This window comes from Spirosoma luteolum (assembly GCF_054778875.1).
Genome location: NZ_BAAGZE010000005.1, coordinates 341,467 through 362,490 on the forward strand (window position 1 = coordinate 341,467; position 21,024 = coordinate 362,490).

Below are 21,024 nucleotides of genomic sequence, written 5' to 3' on the forward strand. Positions count from 1 at the left end.
TCAGGGGATTAAATCGACCTGAAGGTACGTACCGGGCCGGTCGGGGTTCGGCACAAACCACGCCGGATTACCGGCGGGATCCCGACCCAGGCGGGCACCCGTCACGGGCGGTTCTGTTCCGTCAGCCGGCAACGCTTTAGCCTGATCCTGAACAGGTAGCGTGGGCGAATCGAGCAGAAAACCGGCTTCGGTCAATTCATTAATACTATCTATAAAAGCCGAAACTATCGAATTTATTTCGTCATCGGTATGTGCCTCGGTCGTAAAACAGGGAAACCCATCCCAGATGTGAATGCCTTTTTCCCGCATGAGCGTAAAAATCAACTCACCGTAAGGCACCTCTTCGGTAAACTTCAACTTCCAGAGAGACGCGAAGTGAGCCACGAACATCGGTAGCTGCCGCTCTTCCAGAAACCGGTTGACCGCCCGGGCCAGTTTCTCGGTTTTACGGGTCAGCTCCTGTTGCAGGGTAGGCCCCTGTTCGCGCATGTACAGCAGCGACGCCCGGGCCGCAGCCAGCGCCAGCGGATGCCGCACGAATGTACCGGCAAAGTACGTGACCCCTACCTCCGGTACAGAGTCGTCGCCGTACTGCCAGTGTCCACCGTCGAGGGCATCCATAAACGACCGCTTGCCGGCAATAACACCAATGGGCAGACCGGCGCCCACCACCTTGCCGTAGGTAGCCATATCGGCCCGTATCCCAAACAGGGCCTGTGTGCCGCCGGGGTGCGACCGGAAACCGGTGATCACCTCGTCGAAAATCAGGGCCGTGCCCGAGGTTTCCGTAATGGCCCGTACGGCTTTCAGAAACTCGATCGGTACAAACTCGGGTCGGCGACTCTGCACCGGCTCGACCAGTACGGCCGCCAGTTCGTGCGCCCGTTCGCGAATGATCCGCAGCGTTTCGTCGGTTCCGTAGTCCAGAATCAGCATGTTCTGGACGGATTCGGGCATAATACCCGGAGCCGCCGGAAACGACTTCAGCTTTTTGGAGCCGCGGACCAGTACTTCGTCGACGATGCCGTGGTACGAACCCGAGAAGGCCACGATCAGCGACCGCCCCGTAACGGTACGGGCCACGCGCATGGCGCCCAGCACCGCTTCGGAACCCGTATTGCACAGCGCAGCCCGGTCACTGCCGGTCAGTTCGCACACCAGCCGGCTCACTTCGCCGGCCAGGTAATGCTGCGGCCCCACTTCGTAGCCGGCGTCGATCTGCTCGTGCAGTGTTTCGCGGATCCAGTCGGGCTGGTAGCCAAACATGTTGGAGCCGAAGCCGTTGAGGGCATCGATGTATTCATTCCCGTCGATATCCCACAGGTGGCTGCCCCGGGACCGATTCACCACCAGCGGATACACGATTTCTTTAGTCAGGGGCCGGAAGCCCGACACCACGCGGGGATCGGCCATCTGGGCCCGGTGCTGCTGGGCATAAGCTTTGCTGCGGCTGGTCTTACGGGTGTAGCGGTCGGTCAGTTCGCGCAGAAACAAAGCCTGCGCGGCCGATAATCCGGTGGCCTGCCGCTCGATGCGGGCCGTAGCGCCGAAGGGTTTCTTGTGTTCGGCCACTTCTTCGGGCGTCAGGTCGGCCGCCGGGCTAACCGTCCGAACAGGCTGCGGAGCCGCCACGGGTGTGGGTACGGGCGCGACAGGGGCCGGCGCGGCTACAGCGGCAGTCACAGGAGCCGCTACGGGCACTCCGCCACCCTGCAGCAGGGCGATCTGACGCCCCAGCAACTGCAGCTGCTGGGCAATCAGTCCCAGCGCGGTGTCGCTGCCCGCCACGAGCGGCTGACTGTCGGCCATTGGCATAGAAGCGGGTACCGCTACGGGAGCGGCCACCGGCGCGGGGGCGGGTTGGGCCGGCCGGAAGGCCTCGGCCGGTAGCACCTGGTCGAGGTAATCGGCCAGTTTGGCTGCCGTATCGTATTGGCCTGTCAGCTGCCGGAAGGTGAGCGGCACCCCAAACTCATTCTTCAGGGTAATCGCTACCTGGGTCAGCAGCAGCGAGTCGAAGCCGAGTTCGAGAAAATTCTGGTTTGGTTCCAGATCGGTCATGTCGATACCCGAGGCATCGTCCAGTAAGTCCCGAATCCGCTGGATCAGTACAGTGGTTCGATTCATAACGTGTATGGGTTGTGGATGATCAGAAGAGGCTACTTCCGAGGCCCCGTTCGTGGGCATCGCAGGCACTTCGGTAGTCGCTACTGGATCGACCCAGCAGCGCTGCCGGTCGAAGGCATAGCCGGGCAGCCGGAGCCGTCGGCGCGACTGGTCTGCGTAGAGGGCGATCCAGGCGGGCGTCAGCCCGGCCAGATAGAGGTTACCCAGCGTGGTCAGCAGAGCGCGGTTGGTGCTGGGCCAGTCGCCGTTGCCTGGCCAGGCCGCTATGACCGGCATGGATTTGCCGGTTAGCTGCTGACGGGCGAGGGTCGCGCTCGTCTGCCCCGGTCCAATGTCGAACAGCAGCGGATTGTCGAGCGCAGCCAGCGTATCGAGCGCATCGGCAAACCGAACCGTTTGCCGGAGGTGGTCGCCCCAGTACTGCGCATCGGTCGCCTGCTCATCGGTCAGCCACGTTCCCGTCAGCGTCGATACGATCGGCGTAGTAGGTCGTTGCCGGGTCACCCCCGCCACCACTTCGGCAAACGTCTCAACAATCGGGTCCATCATGGCCGAGTGAAAGGCGTGGCTCGTCAACAGCAGCCGATTGGGTACGTCCTGGCCGTCGAGCAGGCGGGCGAAATCGGCAATATGTTCATCGGGGCCGGCCACCACGCACAGGCTGCGGCTGTTGACAGCGGCCACCGACAGCGTGTCGGGCAGCATAGCCCGCACGGCATCGGCCCCCAGCCGTACCGACAGCATACTGCCTGTGGGCTGTTCGCTCACCAGCTGTCCACGCGTGGCAATGAGCATAAGGGCATCCTCCAGCGTAAAGATTCCCGCCAGCTGTGCTGCTACGAACTCGCCCACACTGTGCCCACACAGGATAGTAGGCCGAATGCCCCAGCTCATCCAGAGCTGGGCCAGTGCATACTCTACCACAAACAGCGCGGGCTGGGTGTAGCGCGTGTTGCGCAGCCGCTGCTCGGCCTCTGCATCGGCCCGATCGGGGTAGATCACCGACCGGATATCGAGCCCCAGCCGGGTTTGCAGCAGAGCCGTGCACCGATCGACCGCATCCCGGTATACCGGTTCGTTTTCGTACAGCGCCCGCCCCATGTTCAGGCTTTGGGCGCCCTGCCCCGGAAACAGAAACACAACATCATCGGGGGCCGTCTCGGGCGATGCCCCCGCAGCCGGCGCCGACAGCTCGGTGGCGGGGTCGGTATCCGTATCAACTACGGCAAAGCGCCGAAACCGAAAATCGGCCCGGGTGGTCTGGAGCGTATAGGCAACATCGGCCAGCGCTACGGCCGGATTAGCCTTCAGCCAGTCGGCCAGGCGTTCGGCGTAGGCATCGCGGCTCGTGGCTGTCTTAGCCGACCAGGTCAGCAGCTGCGCCGGCCGCGCCGACACGCTGGGTTCGGATTCGGGAGTTGTATGGGCTTCCTCCACAATAACGTGGACGTTGGTGCCCCCCACCCCAAACGAACTGACACCCGCCCGGCGGGGTTGCCCGCTGGCTGGCGACGGCCAGTCGGCGAGCCGGGTATTGACAAAAAACGGACTGTCGACAAAATTGATGGCCGGGTTGGGCCGCTCGAAGCCCAGCGAGGGCAACAGTTGCCGGTGGTGCAGCCCCAGCAGGGTTTTGATCAGACCAGCGACCCCGGCGGCCTGCGTCAGGTGGCCCATGTTGCTTTTGATGGAGCCCAGGGCGCAGTACTGGTGGTGCGCCTGTTCGCCAAACGCCATGGTCAGCCCCTCGATCTCAATGGGATCGCCGAGCGGAGTAGCCGTGCCGTGTGCTTCGACATAGCTGATGGTAGCCGGTGCTACGCCGGCATCGTCGAGCGCCATGCGGATAGCGCCCGCCTGCCCATCGGCACTGGGGGCCGAGAATCCGGCTTTTCCGCCCCCGTCGTTGTTGACGCCTACACCCCGAATCAGGCCGTAGATCGTGTCGCCGTCGCGCCGGGCGGCCTCGGCTTCTTTCAGCAGTACCACGCCGGCCCCGTCGCTGAAAACGGTGCCCCGGGCATCAGCGTCGAACGAGCGGCAGTGCCCGTCGGCGCTGAGCATGGCCCCATCCTGATACAGGTGGCCACTCCGTACCGGCGTCGTTACGCTGGCACCACCGGCCAGGGCCAGTTCGCACTGCCCGCTCCGGATGCTCTGTACGGCCTGTGCCACCGCCAGCAGCGACGTCGAACAGGCCGAGTAAACGCTGACGGCGGGGCCTTTCAGGTTTAGCTGATAAGCCGTCCGCGACGCGATGTAATCTTTCTCATTGACAGTCGAAACCTGAAAGGCTCCCACCCGATCGATCAGTTGCCGCTGCCCCTGCACATTGTTGAGGTAGTACGTGTTATTGCCGCAACCGGCAAATACGCCCACCCGGCCGCTGTAGCGTTGAGGCAGGTAACCCGTCTGTTCGAGCGCTTCCCAGGCTATCTCCAGAAAGAGCCGCTGCTGCGGATCCATCAGCTGAGCCAGTGCCGGCGTGAGTCCGAAAAACAGGGGGTCGAACTCATCTACACCCTCGACAATGCCGCGCGCTTTTACGTAAAGCGGATCGCGGGTGAGGGCCGGCGGCAGCGAGGCATCGAGTTCGGCATCGCTGAAAAACCGGATGGTTTCGCGACCCGCCGTCAGTACCTCCCACAGGGCGTCGATCGTGTCGGCGCCGGGGAATCGCCCCGCCATACCGATCACGGCAATATCGGCCTGGGGCTTTTTGCGGGCCGTAGGCTGTTCGGCAACCGGCGCAGCGTTGGGCTGCAGGTACTGCACCAGACCGGCAATGGTTGGAAACTGGTAGAGTTTGGTGATGGGCATCGGCAAACCCGCCTGGCCCAGGGCCGCTACGCTCCGCTGCGCCAGCAGTGAATTACCACCCAGATCAAAAAAATTATCGTCGACGCCCACCGCGTCGATCTGCAGCAGTTCGCTCCAGATACGGGCCATGGTCTGCTCCAGGCCGGTTTTGGGTTTGCGGTAGGCAACACCCAGCTCGGGCCGTTTGCGGTCGGGGTCGGGCAGTAATTTGCGGTCGACCTTACCGCTCGTCGTTTTCGGAAAGTCGTCCAGCCAGACAAAGGCCGACGGCATCATAAAGTCGGGCAACTGCTGTTCAACAGCCTGCCGGACAGCCGGTGTATCCGGCACGCCGGCGGCAATCAGGTAAGCCAGCAATCGTTTCTGCCCATTGCTGCCTTCGCGGGCAATGACGACCGCCTGTTTTACGCCGGGGCAATGGTTGAGTACCACTTCGACTTCACCCAGTTCGACCCGGTAGCCCCGAATCTTGACCTGATCGTCGCGACGGCCCAGAAAGTCGACGTTGACGCCATCGGGCAAAAGCCTTCCCAGATCGCCGGTCCGATAGATGCGGACCGACTCCGGACCAGCCGGGCCGGGCACCAAAAGCTGAATAAACTTTTCGCGGGTCAGGTCGGGTCGGTTGAGGTAGCCCTCGGCCACGCAGACCCCGCCGAAGCACAGTTCGCCTACTTCGCCATCGGGCAACACGTTGAGTTGCTCATCGACCAGGTACATAGTAGTGTTGTCGATAAGCTTACCGATACTGGGCAGCCGTGGCCAGGTGCTGGGGTGGCCTTCCAGCCGTAGCTGCGTAACCACGTGGCACTCGGTAGGCCCGTACTGGTTGAACAGCACGCAGTCGGGCAGGGCGGTAAAAAACTGCTCGACCTGCGGAGTGATCTTGAGTTGTTCGCCCGCCGTCATCACTTCCTGCAGCGCGTGCGGAAAACGCTGCTGCCGGATAGCAGCTTCGGCCAGATACTGGAGCGCCACAAAGGGCAGAAAGAGCCGGTTGATGCGCTGCTCGTCGATGAACACCAGCAGACTATCGAGATCGAGTCGCTGCTCTTCGGTAATCAGCACGAGTGTACCGCCGGTGGCAAACGTGGCCAGAAACTCCAGGAACGAGGGATCGAAGCTGAGCGGAGAAAACTGCAGGGTGCGGGTGCCAAACCCGGCCACCGACTCACGGATCTGCCAGTGAAGCAGGTTAAGCAGGGGCGCATGGCCCATGCACACGCCCTTGGGCTTACCCGTTGATCCGGAGGTATACAGCACAAATGCCCGGTTACCCTGCACCGGCACGAGCTGATCTGGATAGCGGGGAGGCTGGTCGGATTCGATAAGCGTGATGGGCAGGCTGCTGAACAGGGCCTTGTCGTGCCCGGTGGTCAGACACGAGCGCATCCCCGAATCGCTGATGATCTGCTCGAGCCGCTGCGGGGGGTAGGCCGGATCGAGCGGCAGATACGCTTTGCCAGCCCGCAGAATGGCCATCACGCCAATTACCATCTCTACGGTCCGTGTTGTGCTGATGCCGATCTGCAGCGAGTCGGGATCCGTGTACAGAATAGCCTGACACAGCACCTCGGTACGTTCGTCGAGTTCCCGGTAGGTGATCTGCTGCCCCTGGGCCTCGATGGCGATGGCGTCTGGATGCTGCCGAACGGTTTGCTCGGCCAGCAGGTGAACAAAGTGGGGCTCACCGGATTCCGGGTTCGTATCAACGTCTGTAAAAACCGACATAGGCCTTTTCAGTTTAAGGTGTGTTCAGGCGGGAACGTGTTTTTATGGCCACGTCCCGTTCTTCACCAATCGTCCCACGCCACCATGCTGTCTGGCTTTCGTTGGCTCAGCGTTCGTAGCGGGTCGGCTGCAACGTCCGTTCAGACCGGGGCGATACCTCGCTGGCATCGGCCCGTCCCGGCACATCGACGTAGTTATCATCGACCCGGTTCAGCACCGTTAGCAGGGGCTGATTGGTAACCCGAATGTATAAACTCAACAGTTGCTTCTCGGCCCGGCCCCATGCGCTCTGCGCATCAACGACCAGGACCGACAGCACACTCGATTTCAGCAGGTAAACCGGAATCTGGTGGCTCATCAGCGACGGCAGTTCGAGAATGATCCGGTCGTACTGCGACGCATCGAACGACTGCTCGGCGTCGATCAGGTAGTCGATGCCGGTCACGTTCATAAAGTCGGGGCGGATGGTATACGGGAAATACGTGACGCCGGGCCGATCCTGCCGGCGATCCCGTGCCGACGCCCGGGGGTAGCAATAGGCCACCTGCTGATCGGCGTTGGCGTACAGATCAATCAGCCCGTTGGCCAGCCAGGTTTTGCCCTGTTTGGCCCGTACGCTGAAAATGGTCATGATGGGCGGATAGGGCTTGCCCGATGCCTGCGCGATTTCGATGTTGATGGCGTTGAGCAGTTGCTCGAACATGGCCCGCGAGGCCCGCGTAACCTTCGAATACACCTGCGGCTTGCGCACCGTTGGGAACAGGGCCGTTACGGGCCGCCCAATCAGACGTTCGGCCTGCTCGGGCGACTGAATTCGCTTGTCGAGCCAGAACCGGATAGCCATCAGCAACAGCGCCAGAAAAATGCCCACGCCAGCGCCCAGCCCTACCAGCTGCATCCGTTTCGACGACAGGGGCACCAGCGGGTAGTCGGGCGCATCGAGTACTTCGAGCTTACCCCCGACGGCTACATCCTGCCGACGGGTGCGCGACTGCTCTACGTTCTGGAGCAGCGCAAAATATTCCTTTTCAGCTACTTCCACATCCCGGTTCAGCTGCCGAAGCTGCGAACCCAGCGGGCTGTAGGCATTTGTTTTAACCTGGTATTCGCCCCGCTGCTTCTCGTATGATTTAAGCCGCGCCGACGATTCTTCGTATTCGAGCGTCTTCTGCATCCACTCGTTCACCATCGTCTGCTGCGGTACAGCTTCGGGCGAGTTGTTGGCCGAGTAATACTTCTGTGCGCTGGACTTCAGATCTTCCGACATCTGATCGACATTGGCCTGCAGCCGGGTCAGCACTGATCTGGGCTGTCCATAGGCTTTGGCGTTAGCCAGCTGGCTTTCGGCCTGTGTCAGTTTGCGCTGCTTCTCGTTCAGATCGTTGGTTACGGTCGAGAGCTTGCCCTGCTGGGCCATTTGCCGGGCCAGCGCATCCACAGCCGCTTTGGCCGCGTTGCGTCGCATCAGTTCCTGGTTATAGGCCTGATCGAGCGATTCGCGTCCGGAAGCTACGGTCCGGGCCTCTTCGTCGTAGTCGAGCACCTTGTGCTGCACCTGAAACGCGCGGAGCCGACCCTCAGCTGCGTCCAGGGTCGCCTTGGCTTTTTTCAGCCGGTCTTCGTAGTAGGTGACAACCGAGTTCGTTTCGGAGGTTTTGAAGAATGAGTTCCGCCGATTGAGCACGTCGATGGTGTAGCGAAGCGTTTGCTGGGCAACAGCCGGATCGTTGGCTTCGTACTCCATCAGCAGCACGTCGTTGGTATTCTTGCGGGCTTCGGCTTTCAGCTTGTCGGCCTGCGTATTGATCGAATACGGCAGCGATGATTTGAGCAGCAGCTCCTTCACAGGGTTATCGCCCGGCGTTTTCGACAAACTGTCGAGCCGGGTCCAGAGCCGAACCGAGTCGCTTTCGTTCAGCAGAAACGGCTGCCAGTCGGCCGGAATGGCTTTGTGCAGCGCGTCGAATCCGGCGGCACCCAGCACAAGCGTATCGGGCTGGCGCAGGCGGAGGTGGTCGTTGAGGAGGCTTACCCCTACCTGCAACCGGTTCTCTTTGGAGTACAGCGTTGAGAGCAGGTTATCGAAGGCACTGGCCGAACGGTCCATCGACTGACCGAGCCGGTCGGTCAGCAGCGTATAGCCCGAGGCCAGCCCGGTATACAGCGACGCATCGGACCGGTAGGTTTTGAGTGTGTCGCGCGTCACAAACCAGGCCGTTCCGGCCGTGATGACCGGAAACAGGATAAACCAGAGCAGACTCTGTTTAAAGAGACGCAGTAATGCCTCGAATGTCATGTTAGTTGACGCGTTTCAAACGTTGGATCGGAACACCCATCAGGGTTTCAAAATAATGCACATTCTTCAAAAATTCGCCCTTCACCTGTTCCGATACCGATTTCGTTTCGACGTAGCGGTTGGTGGCGCCGGCCAGTAGTTCAGCCGTACCGCGCCCCCGCTGCAGCTCAACCTCGGCAATGCGGTAAGCCGCCAGCGACGCCTGCTCATCGAGCAGCCGGGTCTTGAGCACCTGCTGCGCCGTAATCATGTCCTGATAGATACCGATCAGCTGCCGTTTCAGATCCAGAATCGCGATGTCGCGCTGAATCAGAGATGCTTTGTGGTTGGCGGTCGCCTGCCGGATCAGGTGTTTGCGCCCAAACACTTCGTAGATCGGCAGCCGCACATCGACCCCGACACGGTAGCCGTTGGCGATCTGGTTGCCCCGCGTATCGGCGGTGGTTCCTCCCGTCGACAAAATCGCCTGGTTGCCGTTGGAGTAGGTCGCGTAGCCCGATACGTTCTGCAGAATCTGGGTCTTGGTCACATCGGTTGCGGCCGACAGGGCGTTCGACACCTCGTTGTAGTATTTCAGCAGGGGCGAATAGTTGGTGGCAATTTTGACCAGTTCATCGAATGGCAGCAACTGTACGGCAATGTCTTTATCGATGTCCAGAAAAAGCGTATCGCCCGCCAGACCCGCCGACTGACCGAAGGAAACCAGCCCCCGTACACTGCGCTGCTGGGCCTGCGCCCCGGTTAGCGTCAAACCACCAAGCATCATACACAGTATCAACCAGCCACTACGTTTTGTCACTCTCCTACCCCAAACCGATTTCATACTCCTTGTTTTGTGATTCACGTGGTTCAGTCCGATTCATTGCGGACTGGTTCAATGCTGGTTTGAGGATTTTGCTCTATTAGTTCGATAGGCGTATCTGCTCTTATGACGCTTGTTCCCTACACCTGTCACACCTGGTCTCTTTTTTACCCTCCGGCGGGCGAACCCCTCAGGGAACCCGTACGTCGGGCGAGCCCGTGTGTGGCGTGTGCATGAATCGTTTGAACGCCTTTCGCATATTCAGCACGGCTCTGGCGAAGCTCAGCATGAGCACCGGAATCAGCAACAATTCCCGCAGCGTCAGCCGTTTCCAGAGGTAGGCCGGTACCGACAGCAGCAGGGCCATACCCAGCAGCAGCAACAGGACAGGCGCCATCAGTTGCACGGTGGGGTTTGGATCAAGCAAACCGATTACCGAACAGATTCCCATTATTCCCAGCAGCAACACTTTAGGCAAAATTAATGCCTGTAGCATTTTAAACCCGCCGTGCAGCCGGCCCGCAGCCAGTTCGATCAGGCCGGGGCGGAAATAATGGGTCAGAAACTGCCACTGTGCGGCAATCCAGCGGGTACGCTGGTTTTCAAACACCGCCTTGTTGGCTACTTTTTCATCGAAGATATACGCATCTTCGAGATAGCCGATGGGGTTGCCCGCCAGAATCACGTTCATTTCCAGTTCCTTGTCGTACCCACCCATGGTATGCAGGCTGGCCATACCGGCCCGCATCAGTTCAGCCTCGAACGCCATGCCCGAGCCGATAATCGACGACGACAGACCAAGCGCCCGGCTTCCCTTGCGCCACATGTGGTTGTTGATTTCTTCGCTGATCGCATCGAGAACGGCCACGCCCGTATTGGTATTCTTGGCCACGCGGTGGCCCTGCACGGCCCGCCAGCCCTGGCTGAAGGCCGTGTTGATACGCTCCAGAAAGTCGGTAGCCATGTGGTTATCCGCATCGGCAACCATCAGGATATCGTACTGCCCGGCCGGAATCTGCGCCAGGGCAGCATTGATGGCTTTCGATACGGTCGATACCTCAAACGAAACGGGAATGACGCGGATGGGCATGTCGGCCAGTTGTTTCAGCACGGCGGGCTGGATCGAATCGGCAATCACAATCAGTTCGAACCGATCGGCCGGGTAACGCTGCCGCAGGTTGGCCGTCACGGATTCGACAATAACGGCATCTTCTTTGTAGGCCGGAATCAGCACACCGATTTTGCGGTGCGTCACGGGCAGCGTGGCCGGGTAGGCATCATCGGCGCGGCCCAGCCGACCCGCCATGGCGAATACAGCCAGGTAAAGCACGTTGAGTGCCAGAAACGTAAGAATGAGCAGGTAAACGCAATGAAGTGCAAACATGGCTAAGGCCTTTCGGTTCGATGGGTTTGGCGCCGGCTTTCGTCGTCGGCATGACGCTTAGATCAGATCAGAATACAAGCACTAACGCGGGGCAGTAACGACTTCCAATTCGAAATTTGGACTTTTATTTGGCACCGAACCAACAAAATCTGCTAACCGGTCTCTGCAGCGGCTCCGTATGAGTAAACGGTGCCTTGGTCTGTCCTGAAACTATCATTAGGACTTTACATTCGCGTCCAGGTTACACAAATCCCGTTTTCAGACAAAAAATAGGCAGGAAGCTCCAATTGTGGTGCCCCCTGCCTTGTCTGTAGCCGCCAAAGCGGTCCTTTTATGTTACTTCAGCACCGAAAACTCGACCACCGAGTTGTCGTAGACCCGGTGCGTAGCTTTTTGAAAATCAGCGGCATCGGCCTTGTAGATATTCTCGACATACTTCTGCGGGTTCCGGTCGATCAGCGGGAACCAGGTGCTTTGTACCTGCACCATCATGCGGTGTCCTTTCCGGAACGTATGCAGCACGTCCTGCAGTTTGACCGTCACGGGGGTTGGCTGGTTGGCTACGAACGGTTCGGGTTTTTCGAACGAATTGCGGAACCGACCGCGCATCACTTCCGACCGTACCATCTGCTGATAATTGCCCAGCACCACGTTCTTGTTAGGCATATAGGGGTGGTTGGGCTCGTCGGGCGGATACACGTCGATTACTTTCACGACCCAGTCGGCGTCGGTGCCGGTGGTGCTCACGTTCAGTTTGGCCAGAATTTCGCCCGCCACGGTCATGTCTTCGGTCAGCACGTCGGTCTGGAACGTCAGTACATCGGGACGCCGGCTCGCAAACCGCTGGTCTTCCGACATGTAGTTGTGGGGGGTGAAGCCCGTAGTGGTGGTGTTGTCTTCGGTATACGGCACCGGCTTCATCGGATCGCTGACAAACTCCGAAAACGTACTGGTACTGCCGGTGTTACCGGTCTGCAGCCGGCCGCTGCTGCTGAGCGCGAACTGCATGGGCTGGGCAGCCGCAGCCGGCCATTTATCGAAGGTTTTCCAGGCTTTGGCCCCCGTGTCGAACAGGTAAGCTTCGGGTAGGCCGGTTTTACCATCGCCCGCCCCTTTCAGGAAGTGGTCGAAGAATTTCGCTTCGATGTTGCGCTGATAGAAGGTGGCAATGCTATCGCCAAAATACACGTTGCTGTGCAGTGTGTGGCCCGTTTCGCGCGACCAGCGGCCGTGACCGAAGGGCCCCATGACCAGCGTGTTGTAGGTATTGGGGTTATTTTTCTCGACCGTTTTGTAGATCGTCAGCGGACCGTAGAGATCTTCGGCGTCGAACCAGCCACCCACCGTCATGAGCGCCGGCCGCATGTTGTTCAGGTGCGGAATGATGCTGCGCTTCTGCCAGAATTCGTCGTAGTTGGGATGCTCCACGGTCTCCTGCCAGTAAAAGTTGTCTTTGTAGTATTTGTCGGCGTTTTTGAGGGGGCCAAGGTCATACTGCCACTGATAACCGTCTTTCGTGCCAGTATTGATTACCTGACTGGCGTACCAGGGCTTAGTGGTTGGCCCAGGGTGCTGCACGCCGAATACGGGGAAGGTGAACAGATAAGCCTGAATGAAAGCGCCATTGTGGTGGAAATCGTCGAAGAAGAAATCCGACACGGGGGCCTGGGGCGACGAGGCTTTCAGCGCCGGGTGTGCGGCCACCGCCCCGGCAATGGTGTAGAAACCAGGATAGCTGATACCCCACTGCCCGACCCGGCCGTTGTTGTTCGGCACATTTTTGAGCAGCCATTCGATGGTGTCGTACGTATCCGAGCTTTCGTCGACGGCCATAGCCGACTGCCGGGCCGGGGCTTTACCCCGCTTCTTCTGCGTAGCATCCGACGGGCCATCCGTTACGGTCGGGGTCATGTTGGTCCAGGTGCCTTCCGACATCCAGCGGCCGCGCACATCCTGGTACACAAAAATGTATTTGTCGCGCATCAGCGTACCCGACGGGCCCAGACTGTTGGGGTAGGCATCGGCCCCGTAGGGAGCCACGCTGTAGCAGGTGCGCTGCATCAGAAACGGATACTTGTTGCTGCCCGACGCGTCTTTGGGCACGTAGATATTGGTGTGCAGCTTGACTCCGTCGCGCATGGGAATATCGACTTCCATCTTCTGAAAGTTGTCGCGTACGAAGGGGTTGGCGGGAGGGGTCTGCGCCCGGGCTGTCACAGACAGCGCGAACACCGACAGGCTAAGCAGCCATCGTTTCATGGAGTTGATGTTTTTAGAGGGTATTGGATGGGGGGTAAAGATAAGACGCCCGCCCGGTTTCGGTTAACAAATAGCGCCGGCTCACCCGGATAAATGGCCGTTCATCCTCAGTCTGTCTCGTCTAACTGGAACAAGGCTTCGACGGGGCACTCGAAAACCGGGGCTAGTTTGAGCGCCAGCACTGTCGACGGTACATAGCGGCCCGGTTTCGATTGAGTTGATGGTCTGGCGGCTACCTTTCATTGAGGAGGTTAGTATACTGGTGCTGCGGTTTGTAGTCAGTAATCACCGCCGAGGGGATAACCAGCCAGTCGATAGCGAAAACCCCAAAAGTGCGCTCACAGGCCAGCAGTGGGGTTTATACATGACATGGCCCGCAGATTGAGCGAATGGTACGGATCGTCGCTGCTACATAGCTACGTTACTCCGCACCATCTGCCCCCATCCGCGGGCCAACGATCAAAGCGAAAAAATCGGCTGCATCAGCACCCACTTCTCGCCGTCTTTGGCGAAGGGCAGACGCTGCTGAAACTGATCGACGAAGGTTTCCCAGGCCTGCACGGCGGGGTTGGCTGCGTCCATGGCGGCCTTCCGTTCGAACGAGAACGTCTCGTCGGTTTCCATAATCATGAACAGCCGCGTGCCGACCCGGAAAATCTGCATATCGGTGATACCCGCATCGCGGATGCTGGCTTCAATAGCCGGGCTGATTTTCTCGTGCTGGCGCTCGTATTCGGCAATAAGGGCCGGATCGTCTTTTAGGTCGAGAGCAAGACAGTAGCGCATACTTACGGAACGAGTTCGGCCGGACTATCGGCGTTAAACACATCACCCGACTTGATCTGCGAGCCGTTGGCCGCAAAAAACACGATGTAGGCAAAGCACACCAGCGGCACGATCAGCGCATACACAGCCCCACTGGCAAACAGGGCACCGGCCACCAGCGGCATAACAGCCCCGCCCACAATGCTCATGATGACCAGCGATGACGCAATTTTCGACTCGACGCCCAGATTTTTGGTGGCCAGCGCGAAGATCGTCGGGAACATGATGCTCTGGAAGAAATAAGTGAAGCTCAGCGCGATTACGGCTACCAGCCCACCAAACGCGATGGCAATGGCCACCATGACCACGGCACCAATGGCGAAGATGGTCAGTACCCGGTTGGGCTTCATGCGGGTCATCAGAAACGTACCGACAAACCGGCCAAGCATGAGCAGCACCAGCGCAAACGACGCGTGGAAGCCGGCGATCTGCGTGGCCGACAATTCATTCGATCCGCCCGTCAGGCCATTGATCAGGTGCATGTAGCCTTCGGCCAGCGCCCAGTGGGTATCGCGGGAGAAGTCGAGTTTGAGGTCGACGAAATAGCCCCACAACACGGCCTGCGCACCCACGTTGGCAAACTGCGCGATCACGCCGAGGGTCAGGTGGCGATGGCGAAACAACCCCAGAATGGGGATATTGCCCGCAGCCTGCTCTTCTTCGGCACCCACTTCGGGCATCTTGGTAATGGCAAAGAGCAGCGTTACGAGCGCGATGATGGTTCCGATCACGAGGTACGGCCCCTGCACCGACAGGGCCTCCTGCACCCGAATGGCTTCGGCTTCGGCGGGCGCCATGCTCGTCAGCATCTCGGGGGTGTATTCGGTTTTAGAGAAGATAAACAGCGCGCCGATGATGGGGCCCATGATAATACTGATGCCATTGAACGACTGCGAGAAATTCAGTCGCCACTCCGATTTAGCCGGATCGCCAAGCACCGTTACGTAGAGGTTAGCCGCCGTTTCGAGGCAGGCAATGCCACAGGCCATGGTGAACAGGGCGACCAGAAAAAAGCCGTAGACGCGGGCTTCGGCCGCCGGGTAGAATAGAAAGGCTCCGCCCCCGTAGAGAATCAGGCCCAGCAGAATACCCCGCTTGTAGCCAAACCGACGCATGACATAGCCCGCCGGCAACGCCATAAAAAAGTAACCCAGGTAAAACGCGAAATCGACGATACCGGCCTGGAACCGGTTGAGGTCGAGCGCAATCTGAAACTGCTTGATCAGCGAGCCGTTGAGGCTGTTGGCCAGGCCCCACAGAAAAAACAAACTGGTTACAAGCGCGAACGCCAGGCCATAGTTGCCGCCGGCACCCGACTTGAGTTTAACTGGCGTTGTTGGCGTTGGTAATGCCATAATCGACCGATTGGTTTAGGATGAGTAATTTGGGTAAAAGTAATACGTGCGCACTGGGGCCACGCGGATCGAACTAATGCGATCCGGCCAGCGTGGCCCGGCCAGCGTGGCGGGTGCTACAACCGATAAAAGGCCATAGCGTTGTCGCCGAATATCCGGCTCCGTACGTCGTCGCCCCAGGGTGCGAGGTAGTCTTCGATCAGGGTTTTGACCTGCGTGTAATCGGCTGCGACCAGACAAACCGGCCAGTCGGAACCAAACAGCAGCCGGTCGGGGCCAAATTGCTCGAAAACCACGTCGAGGTACGGAAAAAAGGTTTTCTTGTTCCAGTGCTGCCAATCGGCTTCGGTAACTAGCCCCGACAGCTTGCAGCTGACGTTGGGTTGACGGGCCAGTTCGGTCATGAAATTCGACCAGCGGTTGATCTCTCCCGTCCGGACATACGGTTTGGCCAGGTGGTCGACCACGAAACGCACCTCGGGCAGGGCCCGAACGAGGTGCAGGGCGGCTTTCAGCTGGGTCGGGTAAATCAGAATATCGTAGCTGAATCCGAACGGGGCCAGTTGCCCGATACCGGCTACCACAGCAGGGCGGGTCAGAAAATCGACGGGCTCACCCTGCGCCACGTGCCGGAACCCTTTTAGCTTCGGGTACGTCGACCAGCGGCTTAGCTGTTCGCTCAGGTCGGGCGCCTGCAAATCGACCCAACCCACCACGCCTTTGATTATGTCGTACGCACTGGCCAGGTTGAGCAGAAATTCGGTTTCGGCCGGCGACTGATCGGCCTGCACCGCTACGCAGCCATCGATCCCATTCTGAGCCAGCACCGGCTCCAGATCGGCCGGCATAAAATCGCGTTGAATAATCGCCATATCGTCGGTTATCCAGCTGTCGCGTACCGGATCATACTGCCAGAAATGCTGGTGAGCGTCGATGGTCATGAGCAAAGAGCGAAAGAGTGAAAGAATGAAAGAGCGTAAACAGGCGAACGAGTGAACGGGTGTGAGCTTGGTGGAGCGGTCACCGGTGGGTTTTTACCCGACAGGCGTCGAGTTTACCAGAAGCCCAATCGCAACTACCGATGCCGGTGACCGAGCAAGCCAGAGGATAAACAAGCGACCAGGCACGAAACAGGAAACGGCTACTTTCGCTCATTCACTCTTTCGCCCGTTCACTCTTTAGACGTAACCTACCGCAACCTGCCGTTGCTGGCCCAGGCCATCGATACCCAGTTCGACCACGTCGCCGGGTTTGAGGTAGCGCTGTGGTTTCAGCCCCAGACCAACGCCGGCGGGGGTACCGGTCGAAATCACGTCGCCCGGCAGCAGGGTCATAAACTGACTGATGTAACTGACGAGCGTTGGCACGTCGAAAATCATATCGTCGGTATTGGAATCCTGCAGCCGCTCGCCGTTCAGCGTGAGCCACAGTGGCAGTTTGTTCGGATCGGCAATCTCATCGGTCGTAACCAGGTAGGGGCCCAGGGGGGCAAACGTATCGGCGCTTTTACCCTTCACCCACTGGCCACCGCGTTCGAGTTGCCAGGCCCGTTCGCTGTAGTCGTTATGCAGGGCGTAGCCGGCAATGTAATCCATAGCCTCGTCGCGTTCGACGTAGCTGGCTTTCTTGCCGATGATGATGGCCAGCTCGACCTCCCAGTCGGTCTTCTCTGACCCTTTTGGAATCACCACATCGTCATTGGGGCCACACAGGGCCGTGGTAGCCTTAAAGAATAGAATGGGTTCGGCCGGAATGGGTGCGTTGGTTTCAGCCGCGTGTTTGGCGTAGTTGAGGCCCACGCAGACAATTTTGGAGGGGCGTTTGACGCAGGGGCCAAACCGCGTATCGGGATCGACGGCCGGGCAGTTGGGGGCGTGGGCCGTGAGCCAGTGGGCCAGCCGGGCGGGGCCGTCGGTGGCGAAAAACGACTCGTCGTAGTCTTCACCGAAATGCGTTACATCGATCGATTGACCCGTCGACAGGACCACACCCGGACGTTCGTGCCCCTCGGGGCCAAAGCGGAAAAGTTTCATGCGTAAATTCAGGCTTTTGCCCAAAAGTAAACCAGCCGGATGCTTTAACCATAACCGGGTCAATAATCTGAGGAAGCAACCCGCCCGGGCACACGGGCGCCGGTGGTCGGTCCGGCTTTTTTTACCGTACTTAGGTGCCTGATTCAGACGGGCAACCGAACCGCGCCGGGCCCGCGCAACCAACACGTGCCGTTATGCTTGTTTTTTACCGTTTCCGGTTCGACAGCCGGATGTTCTGTGTGTTACTGGCTGGTTTCCTGCTGGCGTTTGCGGCTGGTGCTCAGCCCAGGAAACCGGCCCGAAGCCAGCCAACAACCTTTTCGCTCAAAGCAGTCGACAGCCAGACGGCCGCCCTGCTGACGGCTCAGTTCTCGGTAACGGCCCTGCAGGCCCATAAAACATTTTCGGGCCGCAGTCAGGGCAACACCGGCTTCACGTTTGTACTTACCCGAACCGATACGCTGAACGTGGTGGCCGCGTCGCCCGGCTATCAGGAGGCCGAAGAGCTGATGGTCGTGTCGTGCGATACCTGCCCCGACTACGAATACATTATCCGACTCGACCGGGCTACGGCCGTAGTGACCAGCAAAGCCTCGCCCCCACCCGCCAGACCCGACTCGGTATTTCGGAACCTGCGTGTCAACGCAGCCGTCCGGCTCGATAATGTGTATTTCGACCAGAGCAGCTACGTACTGCGCCCCGAATCGTACCCCCAGCTCGATAAACTGGTGAAGACCCTGCGCAGTCAGCCCACGCTGGTGATCATGGTGGCCGGCCATACCGATAATGTAGGCGATCGCCGGCTGAATCAGGCCCTGTCTGAAAACCGAGCCAAGGTTATCCAGTCGTATCTGATTCGGGCGGGCATCGCCGAAAAGCGACTGGAAGCCCGGGGCCTTGGCGATACCCAGCCCGTAGCCCCCAACGATACCGAAGAAAACAAACGTATGAATCGGCGGGTCGAATTCGTTGTATTAGCCATGTAAGGTCGGTTTTCAGTGTGCGGTACACGGTATACTGTATACAGTTTTCAGTATACCGTTTTCGGTTCTTCGGGCGTGGTCAGGCGCGCTGCGCTACCCGGCCACTACCCTGCCCCTGCCAACACTGAAAACCCCAAACCACAGCCGAAAACCGTAAACTGAAAAGTCCAAACTAAAAACTGTAAACTGAACCCTGCCCCATGACCTACTTCGTTCGGCCCGGCTCCATTGTACGCCGTATCTGGGGCGATGCCGATGTGATTCTGCTCGTTTTTGCCGGATCGGCCGCTGAGTTTGCGCTCAATAAGGCTGTCGACTGGCTTTTTTTTACCGGTAAACTCCCCGCTGACCCGATCGCCCGGCTTTTCTCAACGGTTCGTTACGCGCAGGAGATCGTGTTTGCGCCCGACGCGCAGGCCCGGCAGGCCATTGCCCGCATGAGCGCCATTCATGCGGGCGTAGAAACCAAACGCGGGTACGCCATTCCCGACTGGGCCTACCGCGATGTACTGTATATGCTGATCGATTATTCGGAGCGCGCCTACACCCTGCTGCACCGCCCCCTGACCGACGCCGAACGGACCGAGCTGTTCGATACCTTCCGGGCGGTTGGGGCAGGCATGGGCGTTCCCGACCTGCCCATCACCTATGCCGACTGGGTAGCAGACCGGGCCATTCACCTGCAGCACGACCTGGCGCCCTCAGCCTTTACCGACCAACTCTTCGCGCGCTATCGCGAGCAGCTAGGCAGCTGGCGCTATAACCTGCTGCGGCAGGTACAGTCGATTCTGGTGCCCGATGTTGTGCGGCAACACCTGGCCATGCAGCCCGATCCGGTACTGCCCCACACCCTTGGTTTGTATAAACTCCTGAATGCCCTGCGACTCCGGTCGGTTGTACAGCGTATCCTGTTGCCCACGGCCTATCTGGCCCAGATTCGTGACCTTGACCGGGCTGCCTGACGGTGACCCGGCAAGCATTTACCCTTTTCTCACTTCATCATGACCCATTTACCCATTACCACCTCGCTCTTTGACCTGTTCAAGGTTGGGCCGGGGCCATCGAGTTCACACACGATTGGCCCCATGAAAGCAGCCTTCGATTTCCGGCAGCGACTGGCCAGCCTGCCTGCCCCGGTGCAGGCCCGCGCTACGGCCATCCACGTACATCTCTACGGCTCCCTGGCGGCCACGGGCAAAGGCCACGGCACCGACCGCGCCGTAGTGGCGGGGCTGCTGGGCTGGCAGCCCGAGTCGACCGATCCCGCTGCGCTCATGGACCTGCTGAGCGACCCGACCCGGCAATACTCCGTGCCGGTGGGCGATCATACGCTGGGCGTTGGCCCGGCCCACATTCACTTCGAACGCATTCGTTACGACTCGCCCTTTCACAACACGCTGGTGCTGCGGCTTACGGCCGACGATACCGAAACCCTGCATGCCGACGAATATTATTCGGTGGGCGGGGGCTTCATCAGCCGCAAGGGCGAGCCCGAACCCGACCCTTCGACCCTGCAGGTACCCTACCCCTACAGTACCATGGCCGAGCTGAAAGCCCAGCTCACGACCCACAACATCGGGCTCGACACGCTGCTGCTGGCCAACGAGATGGCGCTCACCGGCGCCAGCCTGCGCACCATCAACCAGCGGCTCGATCAGGTACTCGACTTCATGCACAAGGCCGTTCGGCGGGGCCTGCGCCAGCAGGGCACACTGCCCGGCTCCATCCGCCTGACCCGCAAAGCCCCCCAGCTCTACAGGCAGGCCCGGGGCATGCTGCAGCCCGGAGCGGCCCTCCGCTCCGACAGTTTCCTGATTTTCCTGAACGCCTACTGCCTGGCCGCATCGGAAGAGAACGCGGCTGGCGGCATCGTTGTCACGGCCCCCACCTCGGGCGCATCGGGCGTGATTCCCGGCATTACGTATCTGGCCCGCCAGCACTTTCACTACGACCGGGCCCGGCTGCGCAGTGGCATGCTGGCTGCGGCTATGATCGGCTTTCTGGTCAAACACAACGCCAGCATTTCGGGCGCCGAGATGGGCTGCATGGGCGAAATCGGTACGGCCTCGGCTATGGGAGCCGCTTTTCTGACTCATTGCGCGCAGCCCGACGGCCCCATTCGCTCCATCGAGGCCGCGGCCGAAATCGCCATCGAGCACCACCTTGGCATGACCTGCGACCCCATTGGGGGGTACGTGCAGATTCCGTGTATCGAGCGCAACGCGATGGGCGCCGTTAAAGCCTACAACGCGTATTTGCTGGCCACCGCCGGCTCCGCTTCGGCCCAGAAGATATCGCTCGATGCGGTGGTAAAGGTGATGAAAGCGACCGGCCGCGACATGTCGACGCGCTACAAGGAAACCTCCGAAGCCGGGCTGGCCCTCAGCGCAACGGAGTGCTGACGAGTAA

The 21,024-nt window shown here is 59.7% G+C and carries 12 protein-coding genes; 3 read left to right on the top strand and 9 right to left on the bottom strand.

Annotation, left to right across the window (positions count from 1 at the left end; translation table 11 throughout):
* From ACYVAC_RS09080 to ACYVAC_RS09120, 9 genes are all read right to left on the bottom strand, one after another.
* Entirely contained in the window at positions 1 to 6,678 is a 6,678-nt protein-coding gene (locus tag ACYVAC_RS09080) for an amino acid adenylation domain-containing protein (RefSeq protein WP_461097309.1), read from the bottom strand.
* A gap of 106 nt (positions 6,679 to 6,784) precedes the next feature.
* Positions 6,785 to 8,974, bottom strand: a complete 2,190-nt coding sequence (locus tag ACYVAC_RS09085) for a GumC family protein (protein ID WP_461097310.1) — start codon at positions 8,972 to 8,974, stop codon at positions 6,785 to 6,787.
* Position 8,975: 1 nt separating this feature from the next.
* Entirely contained in the window at positions 8,976 to 9,740 is a 765-nt protein-coding gene (locus ACYVAC_RS09090) for a TolC family protein (protein WP_461097311.1), read from the bottom strand.
* Positions 9,741 to 9,966: 226 nt separating this feature from the next.
* Complete coding sequence (locus ACYVAC_RS09095) at positions 9,967 to 11,160, bottom strand: glycosyltransferase family 2 protein (protein ID WP_461097312.1); 1,194 nt, start codon at positions 11,158 to 11,160, stop codon at positions 9,967 to 9,969.
* 336 nt (positions 11,161 to 11,496) lie between these two features.
* The gene (locus tag ACYVAC_RS09100) at positions 11,497 to 13,419 is read right to left on the bottom strand and encodes a CocE/NonD family hydrolase (protein ID WP_461097314.1); all 1,923 of its coding nucleotides are present in this window, start codon (positions 13,417 to 13,419) and stop codon (positions 11,497 to 11,499) included.
* A gap of 459 nt (positions 13,420 to 13,878) precedes the next feature.
* A complete protein-coding gene (locus ACYVAC_RS09105) occupies positions 13,879 to 14,205 on the bottom strand; it encodes an L-rhamnose mutarotase (RefSeq protein ID WP_461097315.1) in 327 nt (108 codons plus the stop codon).
* A gap of 2 nt (positions 14,206 to 14,207) precedes the next feature.
* Positions 14,208 to 15,599, bottom strand: coding sequence for an L-fucose:H+ symporter permease (fucP, locus tag ACYVAC_RS09110; RefSeq protein ID WP_461097316.1), 1,392 nt, complete (start codon positions 15,597 to 15,599; stop codon positions 14,208 to 14,210).
* Between the two features lie 116 nt (positions 15,600 to 15,715).
* Positions 15,716 to 16,540, bottom strand: a complete 825-nt coding sequence (locus tag ACYVAC_RS09115) for an amidohydrolase family protein (RefSeq protein WP_461097317.1) — start codon at positions 16,538 to 16,540, stop codon at positions 15,716 to 15,718.
* A 237-nt stretch (positions 16,541 to 16,777) separates the two neighbouring features.
* Complete coding sequence (locus ACYVAC_RS09120) at positions 16,778 to 17,632, bottom strand: fumarylacetoacetate hydrolase family protein (RefSeq protein WP_461097318.1); 855 nt, start codon at positions 17,630 to 17,632, stop codon at positions 16,778 to 16,780.
* A 194-nt stretch (positions 17,633 to 17,826) separates the two neighbouring features.
* Here ACYVAC_RS09120 and ACYVAC_RS09125 point away from each other — a divergent pair, with 194 nt between their 5' ends.
* From ACYVAC_RS09125 to ACYVAC_RS09135, 3 genes are all read left to right on the top strand, one after another.
* Entirely contained in the window at positions 17,827 to 18,618 is a 792-nt protein-coding gene (locus tag ACYVAC_RS09125; RefSeq protein WP_461097319.1) for an OmpA family protein, read from the top strand.
* 197 nt (positions 18,619 to 18,815) lie between these two features.
* A complete protein-coding gene (locus ACYVAC_RS09130) occupies positions 18,816 to 19,577 on the top strand; it encodes an oxygenase MpaB family protein (protein ID WP_461097320.1) in 762 nt (253 codons plus the stop codon).
* A gap of 39 nt (positions 19,578 to 19,616) precedes the next feature.
* Positions 19,617 to 21,017, top strand: a complete 1,401-nt coding sequence (locus ACYVAC_RS09135; protein ID WP_461097321.1) for an L-serine ammonia-lyase — start codon at positions 19,617 to 19,619, stop codon at positions 21,015 to 21,017.
* The last annotated feature ends 7 nt before the right edge of the window (positions 21,018 to 21,024 follow it).